Raw genomic sequence first — 17,464 nt, forward strand, 5'->3', positions numbered from 1 at the left:
ACCCATCAGAAGCGCGGACCTAGCAGCACCGCTAGCAATGCACCAGCAACGCCCATCCAGCCGCACCACCCCGCCAAACGCGCACCAGCCCGGTGCAGCCTAGCGACCTCCACCACCCCGATAGCGCCATCCCACGGCCTTGCACCACTTCGGCACACCCCTTGCAAACATCCCCACGGAAGTCGCCATCTGCCCCACTAAAAATACATAACCAATGGAGATTGCACCATGAAGCGTCGTAGCTTGATCAAGGCGTTTACCCTCACGGCATCCATCGCCGCCATGGGCATGAGCTGGACTATCCAGGCCGCCGAGACCATCAAGGTCGGTATTCTGCATTCGCTGTCGGGCACCATGGCAATCTCCGAGACCTCGTTGAAAGACGTGGCCTTGATGACCATCGACGAGATCAACGCCAAGGGCGGGGTCAATGGCAAGAAGCTGGAACCCGTGGTGGTGGACCCAGCGTCCAATTGGCCGCTGTTCGCCGAGAAGGCCCGCCAGTTGCTGACCCAGGACAAAGTGGCGGTGGTGTTCGGCTGCTGGACCTCGGTGTCGCGCAAGTCGGTGCTGCCGGTGTTCGAGGAGCTCAACGGCCTGCTGTTCTACCCGGTCCAATATGAAGGCGAAGAAATGTCGCCCAACGTTTTCTACACCGGCGCCGCGCCGAACCAGCAGGCCATCCCGGCGGTGGAATACCTGATGAGCGAAGACGGCGGCAGCGCCAAGCGCTTTTTCCTGCTGGGTACCGACTACGTGTACCCGCGCACCACCAACAAGATTCTGCGCGCCTTCCTGCACTCCAAGGGTGTGAAAGACAGCGACATCGAAGAGGTCTACACCCCGTTCGGCCACGCCGACTACCAGACCATCGTTGCCAACATCAAGAAGTTCTCCGCCGGCGGCAAGACGGCCGTTATCTCCACCGTCAACGGCGATTCCAACGTGCCCTTCTACAAGGAACTGGCCAACCAGGGCCTGAAAGCCACCGACGTGCCAGTGGTGGCCTTCTCGGTGGGCGAGGAAGAATTGCGTGGCATCGATACCAAGCCGCTGGTAGGCAACCTGGCCGCCTGGAACTACTTCGAGTCGGTGGATAACCCGGTCAACACCAAGTTCGTCGCCGACTGGAAAGCCTACGCCAAGGCCCACAACCTGCCGGGTGCCGACAAGGCTGTGACCAACGACCCGATGGAAGCCACCTACGTGGGCATCCACATGTGGGCCCAGGCGGCCGAGAAGGCCAAGTCCACCGATGTGGACAAGGTACGCGACGCCATGGGCGGCCAGACCTTCGCCGCGCCATCGGGGTTCACCCTGACCATGGACAAGACCAACCACCACCTGCACAAGCCGGTGATGATCGGCGAGATCCAGGACGACGGCCAGTTCAACGTGGTGTGGCAGACCAAGGAACCGATCCGCGCCGAGCCATGGAGCCCGTTCATCCCAGGCAACGACAAGAAGCCTGACTATGCGGTGAAGAGCAACTAAGCCCATCGATGCTCGCCTTGTCCCACTCGCCGCCTGTGGGACCGGGCGAAGCTCGGGAAGGCCTCACCACCGTATCGCCGTTATACCGCAGCGCCTGCTTCCCGAGCTTCGCCCGGTTCCACAGGGAGCGCAGGTGTTTCGACGTCAACGTTTTGCCCAGGACGCTGCCATGTCCCTTTATCGCCTTATCCTTTCACTCTTCCTACTGCTGCCCCTGGCCGCACACGCCAGCGACGCCGACGATTTTGTCGCCGGCAGTTCCGCGCAGCAGGCCCAATTACTGGAAACCTGGGCCGCCGAGCCCATTCCCGAGCGCCTTGAACTGCTGCTGGCCCTGCAGGACGGCCGGGTGTCGATGGACGCAGACAAGCACGCCGTCATCGAGAAGCCCGACGCCCCCACGGATGCGAACCTGCGCAAGGTGCGCCTGAACAACCGCCTGCGTGGCCTGGTGGACAACGCCCTGGCCAGCCAGCAACTGCTGAGCAACGACAAACCCGTGCGCCTCGCCGCCGCCCAGCAACTGCAGAAGAGCGCCCAACCCAACCAGCTGAAACTGCTGGACCACGTGGTGGCCGGCGAACAGGACAGCGCGATCAAGACGGCCCTGAGCCTGGCGCTGGCCAACCTGCAACTGGTAGACCCCGACCCAGCCGTGCGCCTGGCGGCCGTACGCCTGCTGGGCGACACCGGCGAACCCATGGCCCGCACCCGTCTGGAAAACCTGCTGCAACCGGACGTGGAAAAAGACCCTGGCGTGCGCACCGCCGCCGAAACCAGCCTGGTACAGGTCAAGCGCAAGCTGATGATCGGCGACCTGCTGGGCCAGGCCTTCAGCGGCATGTCCCTTGGCTCGATCCTGCTGCTGGCGGCCCTGGGCCTGGCCATCACCTTCGGCCTGCTGGGGGTGATCAACATGGCGCACGGCGAGATGCTGATGATCGGCGCGTACTCCACGTACGCCGTGCAGATCCTGTTTCAGCGCCTGGCCCCCGGCGCCATCGAGTTCTACCCGCTGGTGGCCCTGCCGGTGGCGTTCTTCGTCACGGCCTGCATCGGCATGGCGCTGGAGCGCACCATCATTCGCCACCTGTATGGCCGCCCGCTGGAAACCCTGCTGGCCACCTGGGGTATCAGCCTGATCCTGATCCAGGCCGTGCGGCTGATCTTCGGCGCCCAGAACGTCGAAGTGGCCAACCCCGAATGGCTGAGCGGCGGCATTCAAGTGCTGCCTAACCTGGTACTGCCATTCAACCGCATCGTCATCATTGCCTTCGCGCTGTTCGTGGTGGTGCTGACCTGGCTGCTGCTGAACAAGACCCGCCTGGGCCTGAACGTGCGCGCCGTCACCCAGAACCGCAACATGGCTGCCTGCTGCGGCGTGCCCACCGGGCGCATCGACATGCTCGCCTTCGGCCTGGGTTCGGGCATCGCCGGCCTGGGCGGCGTGGCCCTGAGCCAGATCGGCAACGTCGGCCCGGAACTGGGCCAGGGCTACATCATCGACTCATTCCTGGTGGTAGTGCTGGGCGGCGTCGGCCAACTGGCCGGCAGCGTCTCGGCCGCGTTCGGGCTGGGCATCGCCAACAAGATCCTGGAACCGCAGATCGGTGCCGTACTGGGCAAGATCCTTATCCTGGCGCTGATCATTCTGTTTATCCAGAAACGTCCCCAGGGCCTCTTTGCATTGAAAGGACGGGTGATCGACTGATGAACCAGCCCCTGATGGTAACCGCTGCACAAAAGGCCGGCCCCAGGGCCACCATTGCCATCGGCGCGCTGATCGTGGCGCTGCTGGTGGCCCTGGCACTGCTGTCCCTGCTGCCGGAAAGCAACAGCCTGCAGGTGTCGGCCTACACGCTGACGCTGGTGGGCAAGATCCTCTGCTATGCCATTGTTGCCCTGGCCCTGGACCTGGTCTGGGGCTACGCCGGGCTGTTGTCGCTGGGCCACGGCCTGTTCTTCGCCCTGGGCGGCTACGCCATGGGCATGTACCTGATGCGCGAGTCAGCCGGTGACAGTCTGCCGCCCTTCATGACCTTCCTGTCCTGGACCGAGCTGCCATGGTATTGGGTCGGCACTCAACATTTCCTCTGGGCCCTGTGCCTGGTGGTGCTGGCGCCGGGACTGCTGGCGCTGGTGTTCGGCTTCTTCGCCTTCCGCTCGCGGATCAAGGGCGTGTATTTCTCGATCATGACCCAGGCCCTGACCTTCGCCGGCATGCTGCTGTTCTTCCGCAACGAGACCGGCTTTGGCGGCAACAACGGCTTTACCAACTTCCGCAGCATCCTGGGTTTCAACATCACCTCCCAGGGCACCCGCGCGGTGCTGTTCCTGCTCACCGTGGCCTTGCTGGTGGGCAGCCTGCTGCTGGGCTGGCGCCTGGCGCAAAGCAAGTTCGGCCGGGTGCTGACCGCCCTGCGGGACGCCGAGAACCGCCTGATGTTCTGCGGCTACGACCCGCGCGGCTTCAAGCTGTTCATCTGGGTGCTCAGCGCCGTGCTGTGCGGCCTGGCCGGCGCCTTGTACGTGCCCCAGGTAGGCATCATCAACCCCAGCGAGATGTCGCCCACCAACTCCATCGAGGCCGCCGTGTGGGTGGCCCTGGGCGGGCGCGGCACGCTGATCGGCCCGCTGCTGGGCGCAGGGCTGGTGAACGGCATGAAGAGCTGGTTCACCGTGGCCTTCCCCGAATACTGGCTGTTCTTTCTGGGCGCGCTGTTCATCATCGTCACCCTGTACCTGCCCAAGGGCGTCATCGGCCTGATCAAGAAAAGGGGCGAACAATGAAGACCACCCCCACCCCGGAACTGATGCTCGAACCCATCCTGGAACCCAACCGCGACGCCGGCACCAGCCGCGACGCCATTGGCCTGGGCCAGCGCGTGGACGGCAGCCTCAGCGCCCGCCACGGCACGATTCTGACGCTGGAAGACATCAGCGTCAGTTTCGACGGCTTCAAGGCCCTCAACAGCCTGAACCTGTACATCGGCGTCGGTGAACTGCGCTGCATCATCGGCCCCAACGGTGCGGGCAAGACCACGCTGATGGACGTGATCACCGGCAAGACCCGCCCCAGCCACGGCAAGGCCTGGTTCGGCGAGACCCTGGACCTGACCCGCATGAGCGAAGTCGAGATCGCCCAGGCCGGCATCGGCCGCAAGTTTCAGAAGCCCACGGTGTTCGAGGCCCTGAGCGTGTTCGAGAACCTGGAACTGGCGCAGAAAACCGACAAGTCGGTATGGGCCAGCCTTCGCGCGCGGCTCAATGGCGAACAGAAGGACCGCATCGACGAGGTGCTGGAGACCATCCGGCTCAGTGCCTCGGTGCACCGCCCGGCCGGGCTGCTGTCCCACGGCCAGAAGCAGTTCCTGGAAATCGGCATGCTGCTGGTGCAGGACCCGCAGCTGTTGCTGCTGGACGAACCGGTGGCGGGCATGACCGACGCCGAGACCGAGTTCACCGCCGAACTGTTCAAGACCCTGGCCGGCAAGCATTCGTTGATGGTGGTGGAGCACGACATGGGCTTCGTCGACACCATCGCCGACTACGTGACCGTGCTGCATCAAGGTAGTGTGCTGGCCGAGGGGTCGCTGCAGCAGGTGCAAGCGGATGAGCGGGTGATCGAGGTTTATCTGGGTCGTTAAGGCCAACCGAGCCTGCAGGATCGGGCGCCAGCTTGGTCCCACAGACATGGCCGGCGCCACAGGAACATTTGGAGCAATACCATGCTTGAAGTCCAGAAGCTTCACCAATACTACGGCGGCAGCCACATCCTGCGCGGCTTGTCCTTCGACGTGAAAGTGGGCGAAGTCACCTGCCTGCTAGGCCGCAACGGCGTGGGCAAGACCACCCTGCTCAAGTGCCTGATGGGCCTGATCCCGTCCAAGGAAGGCAGCGTGCAGTGGGAAGGCAAGCCTATCACCGGTTTCAAACCACACCAGCGCGTGCACGCCGGCATCGCCTACGTGCCCCAGGGCCGCGAGATCTTCGGCCGCCTGACGGTTGAAGAGAACCTGCTGATGGGCCTGTCGCGCTTCAGCGCCAGTGAGGCTAAGCAAGTACCGGCGTTCATCTATGAACTGTTCCCGGTGCTGCTGCAGATGAAACACCGCCGCGGCGGCGACCTGTCCGGCGGCCAGCAACAACAATTGGCCATTGGCCGTGCCCTGGCCAGCCGCCCGCGCCTGCTGATCCTCGACGAGCCCACCGAAGGTATCCAGCCCTCGGTGATCAAGGAAATCGGCGCGGTGATCAAGAAGCTCGCGGCCCGTGGCGACATGGCGATTCTGCTGGTGGAGCAGTTCTACGACTTCGCCGCCGAACTGGCCGACCAGTACCTGGTGATGTCCCGCGGCGAGATCGTGCAGCAGGGCCGCGGTGAAAATATGGAGGCCGAGGGTGTACGCGGCCTGGTAACCATTTAATCTGCACGCAAACCAATAATGAATGCGCCTATGAACCTGCCCGTCTCCACCGCCCTGTACACGCCGAGCTGGCACGCCGAGCTCGAGCTGGGCTATGGCCGCTTCGGCGACACCACCCGGCCCACACTGCGCCGCCACCAGGGCCCGCTGCGAGTGCAGAAGCACCTGTACGCCGAAGGCCCTCAGGTGTGCCAGCACATCATCGTCCACCCACCAGGGGGCATCGCCGGCGGTGACCGGTTGAACATCAGCGCCAGCGTCGGTGCAGGTGCCTGGGCGCAGTTGACCAGCCCTGGCGCGGCCAAGTGGTACCGCGCCGCAGGCCCCGCCTACCAGACCCTGAACCTGCGCGTGGGCCCGGGGGCGACCCTTGAGTGGCTGCCCCAGGAAACCATCGTCTACAGCGCCGCCCAGGCCGAACTGGCCACCACCATCGACCTTGAAGGCGACGCCCGGCTGTTCTATTGGGACGTGGTTGCCTTGGGCCGCCCCGCCGCCGACGAGCGTTTCGAGCGCGGGCATTTCCAGAGCCGCCTGGACGTACGCCGCGACGGCCAATTGCTTTGGCACGAGCGCCAGCGCGTCACCGGCAACGACGGCCTGCTCGACTCGCCCATGGGCCTGGCCGGGCACACCGTGTTCGCTACCTTGCTGGTGAGCGCCGACGTCAGTCCTGAACTGCTGGAGCAATGCCGGGCCTTCAAGGGCCAGGTGCGCGGCGACCTCAGCCAGTTGCCTGGCGTGCTGGTGGCCCGCTGCCTGGCCCACGAAGGCCTGCAGGCCCGCGACTGGCTGATCGGCCTGTGGAAACTGTTGCGCCCCGAAGTGCTGGGCAAAGAAGCCCTGCCCCCCAGAATCTGGAGCACCTGATGCGCGCGCCTGTGGCCATCAGCCACCTGTTTTGTTACTGCCCACGAATGGACACACCATGGACCTGACACCCCGCGAAAAAGACAAGCTGCTGATCTTCACTGCCGGCCTGGTCGCCGAGCGCCGCCTGGCGCGTGGCGTGAAGCTCAACTACCCGGAAGCCATGGCCTATATCTCGGCCGCGTTGCTGGAAGGCGCCCGCGACGGCCAGACCGTCGCCCAGCTGATGCACTACGGCACCACCCTGCTCAGCCGTGAACAGGTGATGGAAGGCATCCCGGAAATGATCCCGGAAATCCAGGTGGAGGCCACCTTCCCCGACGGCACCAAGCTCGTCACTGTCCACCAACCGATCGCCTGAGGCCCGCCATGACTTTTCGCGTACGCGACGCCGTGCATGCCGACCTGCCTGGCATCCGCGATATCTACAACGACGCGGTGCTCAACACCACCGCCATCTGGAACGAACAACCCGTGGACCTGGGCAACCGCCAGGCCTGGTATGCCGCCCGGCAGGCTCAGCACTACCCGATCCTGGTGGCGGTCGACGCCAATGACGCTGTGCTGGGCTACGCTTCATTTGGTGACTGGCGTCCTTTTCAGGGCTTTCGCCAGACCGTCGAACATTCGGTCTACGTACGCGCCGATCAACGGGGCAACGGCCTGGGGCCGCTGCTGATGAATGCCTTGGTCGAACGCGCACGCGGCTGTGACAAACACGTGATGGTCGCCGCCATCGAGAGTGGCAACGCGGCGTCCATTCGTCTGCACGAGCGACTCGGTTTCACGATCACGGGGCAGATGCCCCAGGTGGGCAGCAAGTTCGGTCGCTGGCTGGACCTGACCTTCATGCAACTGATCCTGAACCCAGGCGCCGAACCTTCCCCGACTCCCGTGGAGTAAGCCGCCATGAATGCCGCCCAATTGCGCCGCGTCACCGTTGAAAGCTTTGCTCACTACCGCCAGGGCCTGGTCGAGTTGCTGTTGGACTCGGTCAAGCAGGGCGCCTCCATCGGTTTTCTCGCCGACCTGGACGCCCATGAAGCCAACAGTTATTTCGACGAAGTGAAAAACCGCATCGCCATCAACGACCTGGTGCTATGGGCCGTGGTGCGTGACGAGCAGGTCATGGCCAGTGCGCAATTGGTGTTCTGCAAGCGCGTCAACGGCCTGAACCGGGCCGAGGTGCAGAAGCTGATGGTGCGTTCCGACGCCCAGCGGCGCGGCATGGGGCAGCAATTGATGCAGGCGGTGGAGGTCGCCGCCCGCCAGTACAAGCGCGGCCTGTTGCACCTGGACACCGAAGCAGGCTCGCCCGCCGAGGCCTTCTACCTGTCCCAGGGCTACAAGCGCGCCGGGCAGATCCCCGGGTTTGCCTGCCGGCCGGATGGTGAATACACCGCCACGGCGTTTTTCTACAAGACACTTTGAGGAGGGCCGCATGATTCCTGGCCAGTACCAGATCCAACCCGGCGACATCGAACTCAACGTCGGCCGCCGCACCATCAGCCTGACCGTGGCCAACAGCGGCGACCGGCCTATCCAGGTCGGCTCGCATTACCATTTTTTCGAAACCAACGACGCCCTCACCTTCGACCGCGCCGCCAGCCGCGGCATGCGCCTGAACATTCCGGCCGGTACCGCCGTGCGCTTCGAGCCGGGCCAGAGCCGCGACGTGGAGCTGGTGGACCTGGCCGGCAACCGCCGCGTATTCGGCTTCGCCGGCCGCATCATGGGCGACCTCTGACACATCACATGCCTGGTCCCACAAGGTGCAAGGCACGGCATGGCAAATTCGTAAGGACGCAGCATGAAAATCTCGAGACAAGCCTATGCCGACATGTTCGGCCCCACCGTCGGCGACAAGGTACGCCTGGCCGATACCGACCTGTGGATCGAAGTGGAAAAGGATTTCACCACCTACGGTGAAGAAGTGAAGTTCGGCGGCGGCAAAGTGATCCGCGATGGCATGGGCCAGGGCCAACTGCTGGCCGCCGAGGTAGTCGACACGCTGATCACCAACGCCCTGATCATCGACCACTGGGGCATCGTCAAGGCCGACGTGGGCCTCAAGGATGGTCGCATCGCCGCTATCGGCAAGGCCGGCAACCCGGATATCCAGCCCGACGTGACCATCGCCATCGGCGCCAGCACCGAGGTTATCGCCGGTGAGGGCATGATCCTCACCGCCGGCGGTATCGACACCCACATCCACTTCATCTGCCCGCAGCAGATCGAAGAAGCCCTGATGAGTGGCGTCACCACCATGATCGGCGGCGGCACGGGCCCCGCCACCGGTACCAACGCCACCACCTGTACCTCAGGCCCATGGCACATGGCGCGCATGCTCCAGGCCGCCGACTCGTTCCCCATGAACATCGGCTTCACCGGCAAGGGCAACGCCAGCCTGCCGGAACCCCTGATCGAACAAGTGAAGGCCGGCGCCATCGGCCTGAAACTGCACGAAGACTGGGGCACCACCCCGGCCTCCATCGACAACTGCCTGAACGTGGCCGACCAGTACGACGTGCAGGTGGCCATCCACACCGATACCCTCAACGAATCGGGCTTCGTGGAAACCACGCTCGGCGCCTTCAAGGGCCGCACCATCCACACCTACCACACCGAAGGTGCCGGCGGCGGCCACGCCCCCGATATCATCAAGGCGTGCGGCTTCAAGAACGTGTTGCCCAGTTCCACCAACCCGACACGGCCGTTCACCCGCAACACCATCGACGAACACCTGGACATGCTGATGGTGTGCCACCACCTGGACCCCAGCATCGCCGAGGACGTGGCCTTCGCCGAGAGCCGCATCCGCCGCGAGACCATCGCGGCCGAAGATATCCTCCACGACCTGGGCGCGTTCTCGATGATCAGCTCCGACAGCCAGGCCATGGGCCGGGTGGGCGAGGTGATCACCCGCACCTGGCAAACCGCCGACAAGATGAAGAAACAACGCGGCGCCCTGGCAGAAGATGCCCCCGGCAACGACAACTTCCGCGCCAAGCGCTACATCGCCAAATACACCATCAACCCGGCCATCACCCATGGCATCAGCCATGAAGTAGGCTCGATCGAAATCGGCAAATGGGCCGACCTGGTGTTGTGGCGCCCGGCGTTCTTCGGGGTCAAGCCCACCCTGATCCTCAAGGGTGGCGCCATCGCGGCCAGCCTGATGGGCGACGCCAACGCCTCGATCCCCACGCCCCAGCCGGTGCACTACCGCCCCATGTTCGCCAGCTACGGCGGCTCGCGGCACGCCACCAGCATTACCTTCATCAGCCAGGCCGCGCTGGAGGCCGGGGTGCCCGAGCAACTGGGGCTGAAAAAGCAGATCGGCGTGGTGAAGGGCTGCCGCACCGTGCAGAAAACCGACCTTATCCACAACGGCTACCTGCCTGACATCGACGTCGACCCGCAGACCTACCAGGTCAAGGCCGATGGCGTGCTGCTGTGGTGTGAGCCGGCCGAAACCCTGCCCATGGCCCAGCGCTACTTCCTCTTCTGACCCCCCTGCAGGAGCTGGCCCGCCAGCGAGCTTTCCGGCCACCCTGGCTCCTGCACGACACCCAGCCTTATGTACGGCACTTCTTCCCTGCCCGCCCCTTAACCTCGCTGACTCCAACCATTGCCGTACTGGAGACAGCCATGTCCGAAACCACTACCTCGCAAACCGCAGAAATGACGCTGGCCAGCCTCAAGCAGGCAGCCACCGATTTCTACAGCACCTTTCCCGATATCACCCACTGCGCACGCCAGGAAGCCGCCCGCCTGCTCAAGGCGCATACCGGCCAGGACCTGGACCCGGACGCGGTCTACTGGCACCGGTTTTCCAATGCCATCAGCAATACCCACACCTTTACCGGTTGGGAACACTATGGGGTTCCAGACAAGACCCTGACCATGACTGAGTTGACCCTGCGGCGCTTCGATCTCAGTGATCAGATCAATGCCATCGACCTGGACAGCATGAGCGGTTTTTATACCAGGGATGGCAGCGGCGGGTTTTATGACCAGCGCAACGAAGTCGCGTTATCGCCCCTGACGATCATGAACGCACTGTGGGAGGCGAACTTCGCCCAGGCCTACCAGACCCGACTGGACGCCTTCTGGAGTGCCCAGGAAGAACAGGGCCGCCTGGTGGCAAAGGCATTATGTGTAAGCCACGCCTTCCAGGCCATGCGCCTGAAGGTGCTCACCCACCGCGCGTTCAAACAGTTCATGTACACGGTGTCGGGCCCTGCCAGGATGCCGCCGACGATCCTGGACTTGAGGCGCCGCTTCAGCACCGCGACGCTGGCCTCGGTGCACGACTTTACCCTGGGCGCCCACGCTGCCACTGACATTGTCCGGGTGCAGAATGCGCAAGGGCAGCAGACGCTGTTCCTGCCGCCGGCCTGGTTCCGGACTTTTCACAGCGAGCAAGAGGTGTATGACTGGGTATGCACGGAGGCGGCCGACCCGGACCGGCGCCAGCAATTGATCTCGCATTTCGGGGTGCATCATCAAACCGACACGTCGGTGCTCGATGACGTGAACACGACCCTGGACACGATGCTGACAACACCCTGGGCCACGGGGCAGAAACTGCTCAATGGCGCTAGCCGACTCATCAAGGAAGATGTGTTCACATACCTCATCAAGAACCTGCGCACTCGCCTGGAAACCGAAGCAAAAGCGATGTTGACCACCAACTGGGACCTGCGCAAGAAGCTGTTCCTGGTAGACCTCAGTGCCTTCGTGAGGGTAACCGCAGGGCTGGCACCGGGCGACTCACTGGTGGCGGGCGCCGTGGTTGGCGCGTCGGCCATCAGCCTGGGCGCCCACACGGCAGTGGCCCTGCATGGCAGCAGCCACGAAGAGCGCAGCCAGGCCGCTGTTGCCGCAGCCTTCGATGCGCTGTCGTTGCTGTTCAGCCTGCCCATGCTCAAAGGCACCGGCAAACACGTGCTGGACGAGTTCGTCGACCTGGCCGAGGAGACACCGGCCCTTCTCGACACCAACACCCCCCTGGAATACGCTGTGGACATTGACGTCAGCCAGCTGCCCACGGAAATCAGCGGTGACGGGGGTCTGTTCTATCTCAGCGACAACAAGCGATACATCCGCCTCAACAGCAAAACGTTTGAGGTGGAGTTCATAGAGGTACTGGACCGCTGGGTGGTCATCAACCCCCAGGCCCCCGACAACCTGGTCGGCGCTTGGCCCGTCGAGCCCAACTGGCGAGGGGTGTGGGAGCCCTTTACCGAGCAGGTGTTCGACCCGCAGGACCTTGAAGCCGATGCCACGTTGAGCCCGGCCAGGGTCAGCCCGCAACTGGCCATGGCACACCAGTTGAATGCCCAGCTGCGCCCTTACGAAACACCGATGAAGTACGTAGAACTGACGGCAACCCTTATCGGCCGGGACAGCCAACGGTTGATGACGATGCCGCTGGACGACACCTTCGCTTTCGCACGTCTGGAGTTGCTCAAGGCACGAAACGAGCTGGCTACCCACGCCAGGACTTTCTTCGACCTGCCCAGGGCCACGCGCTCGGTAGCGATACCCGGGTTGACGCCTGCCACGACACCGGATGCGCTGTTCGAAGCGGTCTACAACAACGGCAGCGGCATGGTCATCGGTGAAGCCAGGGACGCCATCGGCAGCAAGAAATTGCTGATCAAATACATGGCAAACCTCAGGTCACTGGGGGTGGAAACGCTCTACACCGACCTGCTGATCAAGGAGTTGCATCAGGGTTGGGTGGATCACTACCTGGCAACCGGCCTGATGCCCGCCGATCTCTACAAGTACCTCCACCACCTGACCGAGCAGTCGGTGCTGGCGAAATACACCCCCCTGGAGCTGATCCGCAGCGCGCGACGGCAAGGCATCAAGGTCAAGGCACTGGACTGTGCGGCCGCCCACCAGGTACATGGGCTGACACTGCAAGAGGCCGATATCGGCCAGAAGATGCGTAATTTCTACGCCCTGCAACGCATCAAGGCGCACCAGACGGCACGGCCGGGAAGTGGCTGGATTGCGTTGGTGGACCACACCCGTGTCGGCACATTCATGGACGTACCAGGGCTGTCGGAGCTCACCGACACGGTGGGGCTGCGCGTCAAGGACGTGCCTTTGGACACCCCGCTGGCCATTAGCGACGACCTTGGGCAGCGCTTGGCGGGCAATGCCGGCACCGTGCGGGCCGACCTGAAGATCGAGATCGCCACCCAGCCTGCCCCGGCCACCCACAGCACCAGCGAAGTCTAGCGGCTCAGCTGGGCCTGAAACGCCCGAGGCGCTGGCGCAGCATGGCGTTTTCACCCCTCAGCTGCTGGACTTCTTCCAGCAGCTCAAGGGCCAGCGCCACGCCCTCCCACTCCAACTCCAAGTCGTGATGCAGCTTGGCCGCACGGCGCGCTATACCGGGCGCGCGGTCATCGAACAACCACTCGTCCGCCGTTCGCCCCTGTGGTTCGACAATGCCGTGCTCGACGATCTCGATCACGTAGGCGGGCGAAATGCCCACCTCCTGACAGAAGCTCTTCATATCCAGCTGAACATACAGGGACGAACTCATGAGTTAACGACTCCAGTTGGCTCGGGGGTCGAACGCCGCCTTCTCCGACAAGGTTTTCCACAGGGCCTGCGCGGCCTCGTCGGATTGCGGCGGCATGACCACCTTGAGTTGGGCGAACAAGTCGCCACGTTGGCCTTTCTTGTCGAGCAAGCCATTGCCCTTGACGCGCAGGCGCTGGCCGCTCTGGCTGTCAGGGCGAATGGTCAGGTTGATGCGCCCGGTGAGGGTCGGCACCGCGACCTTGGTGCCCAGCGCCGCTTCCCACGGTGCCAGCGGCACAGTGATGATCAGGTCATGGTCTTCGACATCGAACATCGGGTGCGGTGCCAGACGAATGATCAGGTACAGGTCGCCATTGGCGCCGCCCCCCACGCCTGGGGCCCCCTGGCCCTTGAGGCGAATACGCTCGCCGTCGGTGACACCGGCGGGGATCTTCACGTTGAGGGTCTTGGTGGTATTGCCCGTCTGCTGCCCGGCGCCGTTGTACTGTGGCACCTGGAAGCTGATCTGCTTAGACTCGTTGGCCAGGGTTTCCTCGAGGAAGATCGCCAGTTCCATTTCCACGTCTTGTCCTCGCCTCCCGGCGCTGCGCTGCTGGCCGCGGCCAAAGGGGTTGCCATTACCGCCACGCCCGGCCGAACCGCCGAAAATGGAGCTGAAAAAGTCGGAGAAATCGCCAGCGCTTTCCTCGAAACCGCCACCGCCACGACCCTGCCACCCGGGCGGGCCCTGGAAGGGTCGGCCATGCTGGCCGTACTTGCGAATTTCATCGTATTCGGCGCGTTTGTCCGCGTTGCTCAACGCTTCGTAGGCCTCGGAGGCCTCCTTGAATTTTTCCTCGGCGTCCTTTTCCTTGCTGACGTCGGGGTGATATTTGCGCGCCAGTTTACGGTAGGCAGTCTTGATCGCCTTCTCGTCCGCGGTCGGCTCAACGCCCAATATCTTGTAGTAGTCTTTGAAGTCCATCGAAGGATCACCATCCGTTTATCGGGATCGCGCGGTCTGTCCACTCAAGTGTAGAGACTCGCTGATGCGCTGGAAGTTTATCGGCTGCTGGCAGGCTTTGCTGAACGGCCTTGGGTGCAGCCATGGGGGCTGGTTACAAGATTGGGGGTGCGAGGCGAGGTTTCAAGGTGTGACCGTGTGGCAATTAAACGCCGCGCGGCCTTGATTCTGGCTACCACTGGCATACACTGCGCGGCCGTTTTTTGCACAGAATCCGGCAACGACATGACCAACCAAACCCCGGCCCGCGCCTGCGGCATCGACTTCGGCACCTCCAACTCCACCGTCGGCTGGCACCGACCGGGCGTCGACACCCTCATCGCGCTGGAAGACGGCAAGATCACCCTGCCGTCGGTGGTGTTCTTCAATATCGAGGAACGCCGCCCGGTGTATGGCCGGCTGGCGCTGCACGAGTACCTGGAAGGCTACGAAGGCCGCCTGATGCGCTCGCTCAAAAGCCTGCTGGGTTCCAAGCTGATCAAGCATGACACCAGCGTGCTGGGCACCGCCCTGCCGTTCAAGGACCTGTTGGGCATGTTCATCGGCGAGCTGAAAAAGCGCGCCGAAGCCAACGCCGGCCGTGCCTTCGACGAAGTCGTGCTGGGCCGCCCGGTGCATTTCGTCGATGACGACAAGGCAGCCGATCAGGAAGCCCAGGACACCCTGGAAGAAGTGGCGAAGAAGATCGGCTTCAAGGAAGTGTCCTTCCAGTTCGAGCCCATCGCCGCGGCCTTCGACTACGAGTCGACCATTGAGCGTGAAGAGCTGGTACTGATTGTCGACATCGGCGGTGGTACCTCCGACTTCTCGCTGATCCGCCTGGCGCCCGAGCGCCACAACATCGACAACCGCCACGACGACATCCTGGCCACTGGCGGCGTGCACATCGGCGGTACCGACTTCGACAAGCAACTGAGCCTGCAAGGCGTGATGCCGCTGTTCGGCTACGGCAGCCGCATGAAGAGCGGCGCGTTCATGCCCACCAGCCACCACATGAACCTGGCCACCTGGCATACCATCAACTCGGTGTATTCGCAGAAATCCCAGCTGGCCCTGGGCAGCATGCGCTACGACATCGAAGACACGGACGGTATCGACCGCCTGTTCAAGCTGATCGACCAGCGCGCTGGCCACTGGCTGGCCATGGAAGTGGAAGAAACCAAGATCCAGCTGACCCATGCTGACAACCGTCTGGTGGCGCTGGACCGTATCGAGCCGGGCCTGAGCGTGGACATGAGCCGGGCCCTGTTCGAAGGTGCCATCGATACCTTGCTGGAGCGTGTGCGCGGCAGCGTCACCCAGTTGCTGGGTGATGCCGGCGTGGGGGTGGAACAGGTGGACACCGTGTTCTTCACCGGCGGTTCGAGCGGCATTCCGGCACTGCGCAACAGCGTGGCGGCGATGCTGCCCAATGCCCGGCACGTGGAAGGCAATATCTTCGGCAGCATCGGCAGCGGCCTGGCCATCGAAGCGCGCAAGCGCTACGGCTGAAACCGCAGCGGACCTGGCCGCGTCCCGAGGCGCGGCCCAGTACTGGATACACCGCGTGAAGCCGACGCGGCCAGGTACGCCGCTACTGTCAGACCAGTTCGGCGCGGCGCAGCTCGCTTTTCAGGTAGGCGTAGTAGATGGGCCCTGCCACTACCCCGGGCAAGCCGAACGCCGCCTCGAACACCAGCATCGCCAGCAGCAATTCCCACGACTTGGCCCTGATCTGCCCGCCCACGATCCGCGCGTTGAGGAAATACTCCAGCTTGTGGATAAGAATCAGCCAACCCAGTGCTGCGGCGGCTACCCAGATCGACACCGACAGGCCGATGATGGTGATCAGCGTGTTGGAGATCAGGTTGCCGATCACCGGCAAAAGGCCAAGGATGAAGGTCAGGGCCACCATGGTCTTGGTCAGTGGCAGCTTGATTCCGCACAACGGCAATATCACCAGCAGGAACACCGAGGTGAACACCGTGTTCAGCGCGGCGATCTTGATCTGGGCGAAAACGATATTGCGGAACGCCTGCACCAACAGCGTCATGCGCACCAGCAGTTCGCCGGCCAGCGGTTTGTGATCAACCCCCGGCGGAATGCGGTTCAAGGCGACGATGGCACCCAGCACCATGCCGATCAGCAGCGTGACGAAGGTGTGCACCGCATCCTTGCCCACCAATTGCAGGTCGGCCAGATGCTTGCTCACCCAGTCGCCCAGCGCCGTACGAAATTCCAGCGCATTGGCCGGCAGGTAGGCATCGATGGACGGCGGCAACTGCGCCCGCGCCCGGTTCAGCACGCCCATGAACTTGTCGAGGAACGCGCCGGGATTCTCGGCCTCGTGCATCAGGAAACTGATGCCCAGGGCAAAGATCACCGCCAGCAGGCTGACCACCACGGTCCCCAGCAGCGCTACCGCCACCCAGCGGGCCCGCGGGCCGGACACCAGCCGTTGCAGTTGCGGGGTTAGCATGTTGACCAGTTCGTACACCAGCAGACCGGCCAGCAGGCTGGGCAACAGGCGCAGAGGCATCACCAGCAACAGCCCACCGAATACGATGAGCAGGCTGGCCCATAACACATGACGCTGGGAAAACGTTGGCATACAGCCTCGAACATGTAACACATGGAAGGACGGGCAGTCTGCCAGCCTTCACCTCACAGAGCCAGTTCCGGCGAAGGGCGACTGCCGGCAGGAGCGGGCAACGCTCGCGAAGGCACTGCTGCGCCCCACCCGAAAAACCACGGTATATGGTTCGCGAGCCACGTCCGCTCCTACAGGGATTTCAGGGGCCAGCCCGTTATTTTTTCAGGCAGGTACTCATGAATGTTTTGCGCGCGTCGCCACTCAGGTTCTGGGTCTTGGCGTCGGCATTGCAGGTGGTCATCTTCTGCTGCTGCGGCGTCAGGGTCTTGGTGGCGGCTGGGGTAGCCTTCAGGCAAGTGCTCATGTAGGTCTTGCGCTCGTCACCCTTCAGGCTTTTGGCCGTGGCGTCGGCGTTGCAGGTCGTCATTTTGTTCTGTTGCGCGGTGGCGGCGAAACCCTGCGAGCACAGCAGCAGGCCAAGTACCAACAGGGGCGCGTGCAGCATTTTCATGGAGTGGTCTCCTTGTC

General features: G+C 63.4%; 17 protein-coding genes. 13 read left to right on the forward strand and 4 right to left on the reverse strand.

What is annotated here, in order from left to right; all coding sequences use genetic code 11:
• The first annotated feature begins 228 nt into the window (after positions 1–228).
• The 12 genes from urtA to QBK88_RS07755 all read left to right on the forward strand — a co-directional run bounded on the left by urtA (position 229) and on the right by QBK88_RS07755 (position 13,049).
• Positions 229–1,494, forward strand: a complete 1,266-nt coding sequence (urtA, locus tag QBK88_RS07700) for an urea ABC transporter substrate-binding protein (protein ID WP_158155866.1) — start codon at positions 229–231, stop codon at positions 1,492–1,494.
• Between the two features lie 169 nt (positions 1,495–1,663).
• A complete protein-coding gene (gene urtB / locus QBK88_RS07705) occupies positions 1,664–3,205 on the forward strand; it encodes an urea ABC transporter permease subunit UrtB (RefSeq protein ID WP_277961586.1) in 1,542 nt (513 codons plus the stop codon).
• Positions 3,205–4,284 carry an urea ABC transporter permease subunit UrtC gene (gene urtC / locus QBK88_RS07710; protein ID WP_277961587.1) on the forward strand — a complete coding sequence of 360 codons (1,080 nt, stop codon included), beginning with the start codon at positions 3,205–3,207 and terminating at the stop codon, positions 4,282–4,284. The genes urtB and urtC overlap by 1 nt, the downstream gene beginning before the upstream one ends.
• The gene (gene urtD / locus QBK88_RS07715) at positions 4,281–5,141 is read left to right on the forward strand and encodes an urea ABC transporter ATP-binding protein UrtD (protein WP_158155860.1); all 861 of its coding nucleotides are present in this window, start codon (positions 4,281–4,283) and stop codon (positions 5,139–5,141) included. Before urtC ends, urtD begins: the two co-directional genes overlap by 4 nt.
• Before the next feature lie 81 nt (positions 5,142–5,222).
• Positions 5,223–5,921, forward strand: a complete 699-nt coding sequence (gene urtE, locus QBK88_RS07720) for an urea ABC transporter ATP-binding subunit UrtE (RefSeq protein ID WP_268145856.1) — start codon at positions 5,223–5,225, stop codon at positions 5,919–5,921.
• Between the two features lie 30 nt (positions 5,922–5,951).
• Positions 5,952–6,791: an urease accessory protein UreD gene (locus QBK88_RS07725; protein ID WP_277961588.1), complete on the forward strand. Its 840-nt coding sequence runs from the start codon at positions 5,952–5,954 to the stop codon at positions 6,789–6,791.
• A gap of 58 nt (positions 6,792–6,849) precedes the next feature.
• On the forward strand, positions 6,850–7,152 hold the full coding sequence (gene ureA, locus QBK88_RS07730) for an urease subunit gamma (protein WP_096513642.1): 303 nt from the start codon (positions 6,850–6,852) through the stop codon (positions 7,150–7,152).
• An 8-nt stretch (positions 7,153–7,160) separates the two neighbouring features.
• Complete coding sequence (locus tag QBK88_RS07735; protein WP_277961589.1) at positions 7,161–7,694, forward strand: GNAT family N-acetyltransferase; 534 nt, start codon at positions 7,161–7,163, stop codon at positions 7,692–7,694.
• 6 nt (positions 7,695–7,700) lie between these two features.
• Positions 7,701–8,222, forward strand: coding sequence for a GNAT family N-acetyltransferase (locus tag QBK88_RS07740; protein ID WP_158155850.1), 522 nt, complete (start codon positions 7,701–7,703; stop codon positions 8,220–8,222).
• Positions 8,223–8,232: 10 nt separating this feature from the next.
• Positions 8,233–8,538 carry an urease subunit beta gene (locus QBK88_RS07745; protein ID WP_268145859.1) on the forward strand — a complete coding sequence of 102 codons (306 nt, stop codon included), beginning with the start codon at positions 8,233–8,235 and terminating at the stop codon, positions 8,536–8,538.
• A gap of 63 nt (positions 8,539–8,601) precedes the next feature.
• Positions 8,602–10,302, forward strand: a complete 1,701-nt coding sequence (gene ureC / locus QBK88_RS07750) for an urease subunit alpha (protein ID WP_277961590.1) — start codon at positions 8,602–8,604, stop codon at positions 10,300–10,302.
• Between the two features lie 140 nt (positions 10,303–10,442).
• Entirely contained in the window at positions 10,443–13,049 is a 2,607-nt protein-coding gene (locus QBK88_RS07755) for a membrane-targeted effector domain-containing toxin (protein WP_277961591.1), read from the forward strand.
• Positions 13,050–13,053: 4 nt separating this feature from the next.
• Here QBK88_RS07755 and QBK88_RS07760 read toward each other — a convergent pair whose 3' ends face one another.
• Together QBK88_RS07760 and cbpA are read right to left on the reverse strand one after the other, a co-directional pair.
• The gene (locus QBK88_RS07760; RefSeq protein WP_277961592.1) at positions 13,054–13,359 is read right to left on the reverse strand and encodes a chaperone modulator CbpM; all 306 of its coding nucleotides are present in this window, start codon (positions 13,357–13,359) and stop codon (positions 13,054–13,056) included.
• 3 nt (positions 13,360–13,362) lie between these two features.
• Positions 13,363–14,325, reverse strand: a complete 963-nt coding sequence (gene cbpA, locus QBK88_RS07765) for a curved DNA-binding protein (RefSeq protein ID WP_268145865.1) — start codon at positions 14,323–14,325, stop codon at positions 13,363–13,365.
• 264 nt (positions 14,326–14,589) lie between these two features.
• Between cbpA and QBK88_RS07770 the strand changes: the two genes are divergently transcribed.
• A complete protein-coding gene (locus QBK88_RS07770) occupies positions 14,590–15,855 on the forward strand; it encodes an Hsp70 family protein (RefSeq protein ID WP_277961593.1) in 1,266 nt (421 codons plus the stop codon).
• 88 nt (positions 15,856–15,943) lie between these two features.
• Here the strand turns inward: QBK88_RS07770 and QBK88_RS07775 are convergent, their stop codons facing one another.
• Together QBK88_RS07775 and QBK88_RS07780 are read right to left on the reverse strand one after the other, a co-directional pair.
• Positions 15,944–16,954: an AI-2E family transporter gene (locus tag QBK88_RS07775; RefSeq protein WP_158155833.1), complete on the reverse strand. Its 1,011-nt coding sequence runs from the start codon at positions 16,952–16,954 to the stop codon at positions 15,944–15,946.
• A gap of 196 nt (positions 16,955–17,150) precedes the next feature.
• Positions 17,151–17,447 carry a PsiF family protein gene (locus QBK88_RS07780; RefSeq protein WP_277961594.1) on the reverse strand — a complete coding sequence of 99 codons (297 nt, stop codon included), beginning with the start codon at positions 17,445–17,447 and terminating at the stop codon, positions 17,151–17,153.
• Positions 17,448–17,464: the final 17 nt, after the last annotated feature.

The sequence above is a fragment of the Pseudomonas sp. RIT-To-2 genome (assembly GCF_029623465.1).
GTDB classification, from domain to species: Bacteria; Pseudomonadota; Gammaproteobacteria; order Pseudomonadales; family Pseudomonadaceae; genus Aquipseudomonas; species Aquipseudomonas silvicola.